Origin of the sequence: Vibrio sp. TRT 2004, from assembly GCF_050113735.1 — a bacterium.
In the GTDB taxonomy this organism is placed as follows: Bacteria; Pseudomonadota; Gammaproteobacteria; order Enterobacterales; family Vibrionaceae; genus Vibrio.
Window position 1 is genome coordinate 97,514 of sequence record NZ_JBNJOH010000003.1, and the last position, 12,169, is coordinate 109,682.

Here is a 12,169-nt window from a genome sequence, read left to right on the forward strand (position 1 = left end):
AATTCTCCCTTTGCTTTTCTGTCATCCCGACAGAACTACCAACATTTAAAGGGTTGGTATTTATGACTAACTATTCATTTTAATTGTTATATATCGTATAGATATGCAGTAAATGTTCTTAAAACATTTAACAAAATTTGACGAATTCATTTTCATCGACTTCACAACGTATAGGTTATTATGAAAAAGGTCAAGTTCTTGGTGGAAAATCACGCTAATATACAATTTACCACGGAATACGCTGTAATTATCTATAGAATTCAGTTGGTTAGAATTTTGATTGTTACAAGTTTGCAACATTTGAATGTCAGGGAAATAAAAAAGACCAGCACAATGTACTGGTCAAATGGAAAAGTTTGGAAGGAATGATTGGTTATTCTAAACCACCTAGAATCTAATAAAATTCTTCATCTAGGTGGCTCGCTTTATGCGGAAAGCATTAGTGAGTCGGCTTTCGCTTCAAGATTTGAGTTACCCATTAGATAACTATCAATAGCGATTGCACACTCACGACCTTCATTGATACAGCGAACAACCAGAGATTGGCCTGTACGCATATCACCGGCAGCAAACACACCTTTTTGGTTCGTTGCAAAACCGTCGGTCGCCACGTTACCACGTTCATCTAGCTTAACATCTAGCTGCGCCAAAACACCGTTTGGCTCTGGATGTAAGAAGCCCATAGCCAAGAATGCCATGTCGCATGGGATGATACGCTCTGAGTTAGCAATTTCTTTAAACTCTGGGCGTTGACCCGGTTGTGCATCTTGCCACACGATGTCAGCAATACGCAGACCCGTCACTTCACCTTTATCGTTGCCAATAAATTCCTTGGTCAAAATGTTCCAATGACGTTGACAGCCCTCTTCGTGCGAAGTGGTTGTTTTCATGATCATTGGGTATTGTGGCCAAGGCATATTTGCAGGGCGCTTTTCTGGTGGGATCGGCATGATCTCTACCTGAGTTACGCTCGCGGCTTTGTGACGGTTTGAGGTACCCACGCAGTCAGAACCGGTATCACCACCACCGATGACGACAACATGCTTGTCTTTAGCGTGAATCTCTTCACCTTTCAGATCCATGTCGTTAGCACGGCGGTTATTCTGAGCTAGGAACTCCATCGCGAAGTGAACGCCTTTTAGTTCACGGCCTGGTACTGGCAAATCACGAGGAACCGTTGAACCGCCAGTAAGCAGAACAACATCAAACTCCTGACGTAGTTGCTGAGCGTTAACGTCAACACCGATATGTTGATTGACCTTGAACTCAACGCCTGCGTCGGCCATCAGGTTGATCTTGCGATCAATCACATCCATACCCAGTTTGAAGTCTGGGATACCAAAACGCAGTAGTCCACCAACTTTCTCATCACGCTCAAATACAGTAACAGAGTGACCTGCGCTGTTGAGCTGCTCGGCTGCGGCTAGACCTGCAGGGCCTGAACCGATGATGGCGATCGTTTTACCAGTGCGAGAACGAGGCGTTTTAGGTTTTGCGTACCCTTCACGGTACGCAGTTTCGACGATGGTTTTCTCAATGTTACAGATAGTGATTGGATCTTGGTTGATACCTAGTACACAAGCACTTTCACACGGGGCAGGACATACTCGACCTGTGAACTCTGGGAAGTTGTTGGTTGAACTTAGGATGTTCCATGCTTCTTCCCAGCTATCACGGTATACCGCATCGTTGAACTCAGGGATGATGTTACCAATCGGACAACCGTTGTGACAGAAAGGCACACCACAATCCATACAACGAGAAGCCTGAGTATTGATTTTGTCGCCAAACTCTTCGTTTAGAACGAATTCTTTGTTGTTTTCAATACGAACTGATGGGTCGAGCTTCTTTGGAAGCTCACGACCATGTTCTAAAAATCCAGTAGGCTTACCCATTATACTGCCTCCACTTGTTCCGTTTGTGCTTGTTCAGCGGCTGCCTTACGCTTTTGAAGTACCGCTTTGTAGTCGCGCGGCATAACCTTAACCATGGTTTCTAGGCTTGCTTCAAAGTTGTCGAGGAAAGACTTCGCTACTTCACTTCCTGTGAATTGAACCTGCTTAGTGAGCATCTCTTTTAGTAGTTCACGATCTTCAGCTTCGATTGGATCTAGATCGACAAGTTCAGGGTTCAGCTTAGTTTCAAAGTCACCAGACTTATCCCAAACGTAAGCGACACCGCCACTCATACCCGCTGCAAAGTTACGACCTGTTGAACCTAGGATGACAGCAACACCGCCAGTCATGTATTCACAACCGTGGTCACCGATACCTTCAACAACGACTTTTGCACCTGAGTTACGAACACAGAAACGTTCACCAGCCATACCACGAATGTATGACTCACCTGAAGTTGCACCGTAGAAACATACGTTACCTACTACAATGTTGTCTTCAGCGACGATGGTTGACTTCGAGTCTGGGTAAAGAACCAGCGTACCGCCTGATAGGCCTTTACCCCAGTAGTCGTTCGCATCGCCTTCAACCTCGAATTTCACGCCTTTTGCTAGGAATGCACCAAATGATTGGCCAGCAGAACCGGTGAACTTAACGTTCATTGGTTTTGGTAAACCTTGGTCTTTGTACACTTTCGAAATTTCATTCGATAGCATGGTACCAGCAGAACGGTCAGTGTTAATGATCGGGAACTCAGCGTTAACGGCTTCGCCTTTCTCAAGCGCAGGGATTGCAGCTTGAATCAGTTTGCGGTCAAGAACCTGTTCTAAATTGTGGTTCTGTTCAGTCTGATTAAAGACACCATCGTTTTCACGCGCATGCTCAATGTGCAGTACTGGAGATAGATCAAGGTTCTTGTATTTCCAGTGACCAATATCTTCGCGAACTTTCAATTTGTGAGATTGACCAACCATCTCATCGATGGTGCGGAAACCGAGCTCTGCCATGATTTCACGTAGGCCTTCTGCCATGTATTGGAAGAAGGTTACGACGTCTTCAACACGACCATCAAAACGTTCACGTAGGGTCTTGTTCTGAGTTGCGATACCAACAGGACAGGTGTTTTTATGACACTTACGCATCATGATACAACCTTCAACAACCAGTGCCGCTGTCGCGATACCCCATTCTTCAGCACCAAGCAGTGTTGCTACCGCTAGGTCACGAGGTGTTTTCATCTGACCATCTGACTGAACTACGATACGGTTACGTAGGCCGTTTTTCAGCAGTGTCTGGTGTGTTTCTGCTAGACCCAGTTCCCAAGGCAGACCTGTATGGCGAATCGAAGACATTGGTGATGCACCTGTACCACCGTCAAAACCAGCGATAAGAACCACATCCGCCTTCGCTTTCGCTACACCAGAGGCAATCGTACCTACACCGGCTTCTGATACCAGCTTGACGTTAACTCGGCCAGCACGGTTGGCGTTTTTCAAATCAAAGATTAGCTGAGCCAAATCCTCAATTGAGTAGATGTCGTGGTGAGGAGGTGGCGAGATTAGACCAACACCTGGTGTGGAGTGACGAGTCGCACCAATCCAGTCATCAACCTTATCACCTGGTAGCTGACCACCTTCACCCGGCTTAGCACCTTGAGCCATCTTGATTTGTAGCTCATCGGCGTTAGTTAGGTAGTAAGACGTCACACCGAAACGACCTGAAGCAACCTGTTTGATTGCTGAACGCTCCCAATCACCATTCTCTTTACGCTCGAAACGAGAAGGGTCTTCACCACCTTCACCTGAGTTCGATTTAGCACCAATGCGGTTCATCGCGACTGCGAGAGTAGAGTGTGCCTCGTAAGAGATCGAACCAAATGACATTGCACCGGTAGCAAAACGTTTAAGGATGTTTTCAATCGGCTCCACTTCTTCTAGCGGGATAGAACCTGCTGGATTCTTAACGAAATCGAGCTGGCTACGTAGCGTTGCTGCGTTATCGCCTTGATCATCAACCGCTTTCGCATATTGCTTAAACTGAACATAGTCTTTGTTACGAGTTGATTGTTGAAGCAGTGAAATAGTTTCAGGGTTAAACAGGTGTTTTTCACCACGCTGTTTCCACTGATAAACACCACCAACATCCAGTACTTGAACAGGGATTTCACGTGTTGGGAAGCCAATACGATGACGTACAAGCACTTCTTTGGCGATGTCATCAATAGTAAGACCTTGGATACGCGAAACCGTACCAGTGAAGTACTTGTCGACAACAGACTTGCTGATACCCAGAGCTTCAAATATTTGTGCACCGTGGTACGACTGCAAGGTTGAAATACCCATTTTCGAGAAGATCTTCAATAGACCGCCGTTGATCGATTTGCGGTAGTTCTCGAACAGTTCTCGAATGTTGGTTTCAGGATCCAGTTTTTTGATGCGTTGCAGTTCAACCATAGTCTCAATAACTAGGTATGGGTTGATTGCGTTTGCACCGTAGCCAATCAGAGTCGCAAAGTGGTGCGTCTCACGAGCATCACCAGTCTCGATAACTATGTCACACTTAGCACGGAGACCTTTACGGATCAGGTGATGGTGTACAGCGCCAACGGCGAGCATTGCTGGAATAGCTGCGTGGTTAGAGTTTACTGCGCGGTCTGTTAGCAAGATGATTGAGTAACCATCGATCACGGCATCTTCTGCATATTGACAGATACGCTTCAGTGCACGCTCTAGCTTGCCTTCATCTTCACTTGCTTGGAATACGATATCTAACGTCTTAGCCTGTAAGTGCTCGTTATCGATAGCACGAAGTTTTTCAAGCTCAGAGTTTGAAAGTACTGGCGATTCAAGCTCAACTTTTTGACAGTGCAGTGGTGACTCGGCAAGAAGGTTCTGATCCTTACCTAGGTAAGTATTCAGAGACATAACCATACGCTCACGAATCGGGTCGATAGGCGGGTTAGTTACCTGAGCAAATAACTGTTTAAAGTAGTTTGAGAGGTGTTGCGACTGGTGCGAAAGGATCGCAAGTGGCCAGTCGGCACCCATAGCCGAAAGTGGCTCTTTACCATCACGAGCCATAGGAACGATAATCTCGTTCACTTCTTCTGAGCTCACGCCAAATGCTTGCTGCTTGTGCAGAAGCTTTTCCGGTGACGGTTGGCTGAATTCGTTGCTCGCATCCGGCAGTTTCTTCAGGCTGAGCAGATTCTCTGCTACCCATTTCTCGTAAGGCTGTGCTGATGCAATGCCGTCTTTTACTTCTTCATCAGAAATAATACGCCCTTGCTCTAGGTCAGCAACGAAGATACGACCCGGTTGTAGGCGACCACGGAATTCGACGTTTTCTGGTGCAATATCCACAACACCAGACTCAGACGCCATGACTAAGAAATCATCTTTTGTCACTGTGTAGCGAGAAGGGCGAAGGCCGTTACGGTCAAGAGTTGCACCTACCTGAACACCGTCTGTGAAACAGACTGAAGCTGGGCCGTCCCATGGTTCCATGACGTTGGCATGGTATTGGTAAAACGCACGACGAGTTGGATCCATGTTTTTGTTTTCTTGCCACGCTTCTGGAATCATCATCATCAATGCGTGTGGCAGGCTACGACCCGAAAGAACCAGAAGTTCTAGCGCCATGTCGAAGTTAGATGAGTCGGAAGCACCTTCCTGACAGATAGGCAATAACATATCGATTTCAGCTTGAGTAAACAGGTCTGATTCGATGATCGCCTCGCGTGCTTTCATCCAGTTCAGGTTACCGCGAACGGTGTTGATTTCACCATTGTGAGCGATGTAACGGAAAGGTTGAGCTAAGCGCCATTTCGGGAAAGTGTTGGTTGAGAAACGAGAGTGAACCAGCGCAAGTGCTGTCACCATCGTTGGATTCTGTAGATCGAGGAAGTACTGTGGTACTTGCTCTGTTGTCAACTGACCTTTGTAGACAAGTGTTTTGTATGACATTGAGTTGATGTAGAAATCATCACCAATGTTAGAGACACTTTCTAGACAGACTCGAACTGTGTAGTTACGCAGTACGTACAACTTACGCTCTAGCTCTTCAGGCGTGATGCCAGGACCACCAGAGATGAATACGTGTTCGAATTGCGGTTCAGTGCTTAAAGGGTCAGCACCGATCATTGAGTTGTCTGTCGGCAAGACACGATAGCCGATAACATCGAGCTCTAGACGTTTAGCATTACGTTCTAGGATATCGCGACATTGCGCGCGTTTGTGTTCGTCTTTTGGGAAAAGCACCACACCAACGCCGTATTTCTCGAAAGAAGGCAGCTTGATACCAAGCTTAACGGCTTCTTCTAACAGAAATTCGTGTGGTTTTTGTAGCAAGATACCAGCGCCATCACCTGAGCAAGGATCACATCCTTGACCACCACGGTGCTCCATCCTTGCAAGCATATCAAGAGCTTGCGTAACTACTTCGTGCGATTTACGGTTTTTTAAGTGAGCAACAAAACCGATACCACAAGCGTCATGCTCCAATTCAGGAGTGTACAGACCTTGTGAAGTTTGCTCTCTATCTACCATGGATACATCCTTCCAGTTCAAATAGGCGCAATTGGGCTAGTCGAAACTAGTTCTACGTCCTGTCCTTTATTTTTATGATTCGAAGTCAGCCTAGCTGGCGACTTTGATTCCATTCCGTCTCTCGCTGAAAAATATGGCGAGAAAAACAATCCTTGGTGAAATCCAGTTTTTTTGTATCACAATCTAGTGATTTATATAGGTAGGAGTAGGAGTTCACCGATGTTTTGCCAAATTTTAATGTAATAAAAAACACAAAATGCAGCAAAATCTGTAAGTATCCTACAATTTACTCAGCACAAAATGCAATCAAAAGTCGTGCTTGTTGCCCAGATTTTTTGCGTTATAAATTGATATTATGTTTAACTTTTGCTTAACAATTGGCTTGAGGCACATTATTTCTGCATGTTTATTGACTTTGCATAACAACAACCCCGTTTGAAAACGTTACATTTATTCCCAAATTGCTTTCAATATTGTAATTAAATTACATAGATCTTAATGATATTTATTTCGTTTTAGGCAAGGGTAAAAATGCAACTTCACGAGCTGGTCAACACTATTGGACAAGACTTACAGAGAAGGTACGGGGAAAAAGTTCATAAACTGACACTGCATGGTGGGTTCAGCTGCCCAAATCGAGACGGCACGATTGGCCGTGGTGGATGCACATTTTGCAATGTCGCTTCGTTCGCTGATGAAGCCGCGCAAATAAAAACTATCCATGAGCAGTTAATCGATCGAGCTGGAGAGATTGCTCGAGCCAAGCGCTACCTTGCCTATTTTCAGGCTTATACAAGTACTTATGCCGAAGTACAGGTTCTTAAAAACATGTACGAGCAAGCATTGAAAGCGGCTGACATTGTGGGATTGTGCGTAGGGACTCGTCCTGACTGTGTTCCTGATGCCGTCCTAGAACTGTTGGCAAATTACGTCGAACAAGGGTACGAAATCTGGCTGGAGCTCGGTTTACAAACGGCAAACAATCAGACGCTAAAGCGCATCAACCGAGGCCATGATTTCGAATGTTATGCTGAGATTACTCGACGTGCACGCGCACTTGGCATCAAAGTTTGTACGCACCTGATTGTGGGCTTACCCAGAGAAACACGTGAAGACAATATCGCGACAATGAAGCAAGTATTGGCGGTTGGCACGGACGGCATTAAACTTCATGGTCTTCATATTGTTGAAGGCAGCACCATGGCGAAAGCATGGAAAGCGGGCAAGTTGTCAGCTCCAGAGCTCCAAGAATACGTGTCGATTGCCAGTGAGCTAATACGTATGACACCTCCCGAAGTGGTGTATCACCGTGTCTCTTCAGCAGCACGTAGACCTACGTTATTGGCACCTTTATGGTGTGAAAACCGTTGGTTAGCCATGACTCAAATCGGTCGTTCTCTACACCAGTTAGGGGCGCAAGGCTCTTTGATAAATCAACCATTTGAATACACAAGGCCGATATTAAAGGCTGATAATTAAGCAATAAGCTGATATCTTTTGTACCCTTATAAAGATTATTCATTGAGTCAGAGTTATAAATGGAGCAAGTATTAGTTTGGTTGTGGGACTCTACCCGCGGGCACGGTTTTGACTTTGTTGTCATCCTACTTGCTATTTTTGCAGCAATAGCTATTTATGCGAAAAATCAGGCGCACCTGATTGAACTACTTGAGACAACGCCCAACGCATTACTGTTAATTGACAGTAAAACTGGTGAATTAATGCTTGCTAACCCAGCCGCGACCCAAGTTTTAGGGGTGCGTAAAGTGGGTAAGAGCTTTATGTTACCAGATTTAGTGACACCTCAGTTTCTGCTTTCTATTCCCTCGTCGTTTACCGGTTCGCGTTTCTCTTCACATATGTTGAGCTGGCCTATTTCGCAAACCAGAGCGATTAAACTTGATGTCTCTGGGCATAAAACTCTGTTTCGCCGCCGTGCAACTTGGTTACTCTATTTCTCTCCGCATCATTTGACCGATCAAGAACTAAAGAAAGAGATCAATTCACTTTCAATGATCAAAAGTGCGTTCGACAACTTGTCTGAGTTGGTCTTTATCAAGAACAATGACGGCCAGATCATCTCAACTAACCGAGCGTTTCAGCGCTTTTGGCATAATCGCGAAGAAGAGGGAACTGCCGATATCCAAGGTGTGATTAAGGGGCGGGCAAGTCAAAGGCGTTGGACAGTGACTCCAGATGGCCGTAGCTGCCTGCTCGAAAGTTACCAGAATATCTTGCTGTCATCTGATGGAGAAAAGCTAGGCACACTGTGTATTAGCCACGATGTGACGGATTGGCACGATATGCAGAAAAACTTGCGCGACGAGATGGAGAAGCGCCGAGATACTGAAGTCGCGCTAGCACAACGCGACACGATCTTACAAAACATCCTCGAATCAAGCCCGGATTCTATCGGTATCTTTAATGAAAACATGGTCTATCAAGCATGTAATCAGCCGTTTGTGAAAGCGTTAGGAATTGCTGACGTTGATGATTTGATTGGTAAGCGTCTGCAGGATGTAATCCCTAATGATAGCTACGAACGACTATCAGAAACGGATAAAAAGGTGCTTTATGAAGGTAAGTCGTTGCGCTATATCGATCGCATGATCAGCAGTAACGGTGCATATATTTGGTACGACGTGGTGAAATCTCCATTCAGAGACCCTGCTTCTGGAACCAATGGCGTACTGATCATGGCTCGTGATGTTTCAGAGCGTTACTTAGCGGAACAAAAACTGGAAGAGGCCAATCAAGAGTTAGAGCGTCTGAGCTTTATTGATGGATTGACTCAGATTTCAAACCGTCGTCGCTTTGATGAACAACTTGAAACACTTTGGTATCTCCATATCCGCGAGCAGCAGCCACTTACGATTATCTTGTGTGATATTGATTACTTTAAAGGTTACAACGACTTTTATGGTCATCAACGCGGTGATGAAGCACTGATCAAAGTGGGGGAAGTCTTTAAGAAAGTGCTTACCCGCTCAAGTGATTGTGTGGCTCGTTATGGCGGAGAAGAGTTCGGCTTCATCTTGCCAAATACCACCACAGAAGGCGCACTGTTAGTGGCTCAGCGTATTCATGAAGGTGTGGCTGAACTTGCTCTAGAGCATCAGAAATCTGAGGTATCCAACCAGATCACGACCAGTATTGGTCTTGTTTCGATTGTGCCTAAACCGATGACCAGCAGCGAAACGATTATCGCTTTGGCTGACAGTGCTTTGTACCAAGCAAAAGCCAACGGTCGCAATCAGACCTGTGTGCATCACACATCAGAGAATTAGCACTTTTTGTTGTAAGGATTCCTTTAGCTGTCGGTAGTGAAAACAGGTAATATTTAACGACTGTTACCGTGCGGAGTTCTCGATGAAGCCGATTAAAAATCTTGCTCAGTATTATGTCGATTTGTTAGTCAAACTGGGCATCCTGCGTTTTTCTATTCTTCTTGCTTTGGCCTTGGTGGCACTTGCTGTTGTTGTCCAAGTCGGAATTACTCTTGTTTTAAGTGGGCACGTCGATGACATCGACATCGTACGCTCAGTTTTCTTTGGCTTATTAATTACTCCTTGGGCGGTGTATTTTCTATCGGTGGTTGTCGATCAATTGGAAGAATCGCGCCAACGTCTCTCCAAGCTTGTCTCGAAATTGAAAGATATGCGTTCACGAGATCAGGAACTCAACCACAAGCTTCAACAAAACATTGCCAAGCTTAATCAAGAAATTGAAGAGCGTATTAAAGCTGAAGAAGCGCGTGAAGAAGCGATGAAAGACCTTGAGAATGAGGTCTACCAGCGTGAGAAAACACAGGTCGAATTGGCGGAGAGAACCGCACTGCTACGTTCGTTTATTGATGCTTCTCCTGACCTTATTTACTACCGCAACGCAGAGGGCGTTTTCTCCGGCTGTAACCGAGCAATGGAAGAGCTGACGGGTAAGAAAGAGAGTCAACTGGTCGGTCTGACACCTTGGGATGTTTACAGCAAGGAAGTCGCTCAACAAATTGTTGATACAGACCAGAAAGTTTTCTCTGATAATCAAGCACTAACTTATGAGCAGTGGCTTGAGTATCCTGATGGACGTAAAAACTATTTCGAATTGCGTAAAGTTCCTTTCTACAGCAAAGAGGGCCGTCACTTAGGTCTGGTGGGCTTTGGTCGTGATATCACAGAGCGTAAGCGCCATGAAGAATCGCTAGAAAAAGCCAGCCGAGATAAAACAACATTTATATCGACGATCAGTCATGAGCTGCGCACCCCCCTTAACGGTATCGTTGGTTTGAGTCGAATGCTGCTTGATACTCAGCTTACCGAAGAGCAGCGTAACCATATGCAGACCATTAATGTCAGTGCAATTACCTTGGGTAACATCTTCAACGACATTATTGATATGGACAAGTTCGACCGCCGCAAACTCGAACTTTATCCATCGACACTTAATTTTGAAGAATTTGTCGCAGAGATGGAGAGCATCTCTGCATTGATGGCGTCGCAGAAAGGGCTGCGCTTTGATCTGGAACGTCTGAGCGAACTGCCTAGTGCGATTGAAGTCGATGCGACTCGTCTCCGTCAGGTACTTTGGAACCTCGTCAGCAATGCGATGAAGTTTACCAAAGAGGGAGGGGTGGTGATGACGGTCAGCTCTGAGATAGAAGACCAACACGCTCATATTACGATGGAGATAGAGGATAGCGGTATCGGTATCCCAGATGCTGAGCTCGAAAAAATCTTTGCCATGTACTATCAGGTCAAGTCTGGGAAAGACAACCTCCATGCAGTCGGAACAGGTATCGGTCTTGCTGTGTCAAAGCAGCTAATCAATATGATGAACGGCGATATTACCGTCTCGAGTGAAGAGGGATTTGGCAGTACTTTCACCGTCACTATCAGTGTGCCATTGGCAGAAGTTGAAGAGTCTTTATCATCAGTGGCTGCACCATCGCAAGAACTCAATATCTTTATGGTTGAGGATATTGAGCTCAATATTACGGTTGCTCGTTCACTGCTAGAGAGTATGGGACATGAAGTTTCAGTTGCCATGACAGGTATGGAAGCGATGGAAATGTTTGATCCTGAAATTTACGACTTGGTGTTCCTAGATATCCAGCTACCAGACATGACCGGGTTTGATGTTGCAGAATACTTTAGACGCACATACTCGGATCTGCCGCCATTGGTAGCCTTGACGGCCAATGTCCTCAAGAACAAACAAGAGTACCTTGATAAAGGGATGGATGATGCGATCAGTAAACCTCTTTCAGTGACTGCGGTGCAAGAGGTTCTGGCTAAGTTTACTCAAGGAGAGGTGGAGCAAACCAAGTATCAAACCGTCGAGCCCGAAGTGATCGCCGAAGGTGGGGAGATCTATTCTCGTATACTTGACCTAGATATGCTTGAGTCCTATGTCAGTATTGTTGGGCCAGAGCCTGTACTTAGCAGCATTGAGATGTTTGAAGAGATGATGCCAGAGTACTTGCAAGTGTTGGACTCAAACATGGTCGCCAAGCATCAGGAAGGTATAGTTTCAGAGGCTCACAAAATTAAAGGAGCCGCAGGCTCTATTGGATTAAAGCATATTCAGAGCGTGGCGCAGAAAGCGCAGTCGCCAGATTTTCCAACTTGGTGGGAAAACATCGACGATTGGGTTGAAGAAATAAAGAATGAGTATGACAATGATATTCATATCTTGAAAGAATGGTTACAACACCACTCGGAACGACAAAGGTGA

At 45.5% G+C, this 12,169-nt stretch carries 5 protein-coding genes; 3 read left to right on the forward strand and 2 right to left on the reverse strand.

The annotated features are described in order from the left end of the window. Positions 1–425 precede the first annotated feature (425 nt). Both ACQEXR_RS02320 and gltB read right to left on the reverse strand, forming a co-directional pair. Complete coding sequence (locus ACQEXR_RS02320) at positions 426–1,895, reverse strand: glutamate synthase subunit beta (protein ID WP_426950729.1); 1,470 nt, start codon at positions 1,893–1,895, stop codon at positions 426–428. Next, complete coding sequence (gene gltB / locus ACQEXR_RS02325; protein WP_426950731.1) at positions 1,895–6,442, reverse strand: glutamate synthase large subunit; 4,548 nt, start codon at positions 6,440–6,442, stop codon at positions 1,895–1,897. The genes ACQEXR_RS02320 and gltB overlap by 1 nt, the downstream gene beginning before the upstream one ends. A 531-nt stretch (positions 6,443–6,973) precedes the next feature. Here gltB and ACQEXR_RS02330 point away from each other — a divergent pair. From ACQEXR_RS02330 to arcB, 3 genes are all read left to right on the forward strand, one after another. Next, a complete protein-coding gene (locus ACQEXR_RS02330; RefSeq protein WP_331416207.1) occupies positions 6,974–7,921 on the forward strand; it encodes a TIGR01212 family radical SAM protein in 948 nt (315 codons plus the stop codon). A gap of 59 nt (positions 7,922–7,980) precedes the next feature. Beyond that, positions 7,981–9,729 carry a diguanylate cyclase domain-containing protein gene (locus ACQEXR_RS02335; protein ID WP_426950733.1) on the forward strand — a complete coding sequence of 583 codons (1,749 nt, stop codon included), beginning with the start codon at positions 7,981–7,983 and terminating at the stop codon, positions 9,727–9,729. A gap of 82 nt (positions 9,730–9,811) precedes the next feature. Continuing rightward, positions 9,812–12,169 carry an aerobic respiration two-component sensor histidine kinase ArcB gene (gene arcB / locus ACQEXR_RS02340; RefSeq protein WP_426950734.1) on the forward strand — a complete coding sequence of 786 codons (2,358 nt, stop codon included), beginning with the start codon at positions 9,812–9,814 and terminating at the stop codon, positions 12,167–12,169.

Bases quoted from the DNA above. Each gene is read 5' to 3' on its own strand.
- ACQEXR_RS02320 (WP_426950729.1), bottom strand. From the start codon at position 1,895: ATGGGTAAGCCTACTGGATTTTTAGAACATGGTCGTGAGCTTCCAAAG.
- gltB (WP_426950731.1), bottom strand. From the start codon at position 6,442: ATGGTAGATAGAGAGCAAACTTCACAAGGTCTGTACACTCCTGAATTG.
- ACQEXR_RS02330 (WP_331416207.1), top strand. From the start codon at position 6,974: ATGCAACTTCACGAGCTGGTCAACACTATTGGACAAGACTTACAGAGA.
- ACQEXR_RS02335 (WP_426950733.1), top strand. From the start codon at position 7,981: ATGGAGCAAGTATTAGTTTGGTTGTGGGACTCTACCCGCGGGCACGGT.
- arcB (WP_426950734.1), top strand. From the start codon at position 9,812: ATGAAGCCGATTAAAAATCTTGCTCAGTATTATGTCGATTTGTTAGTC.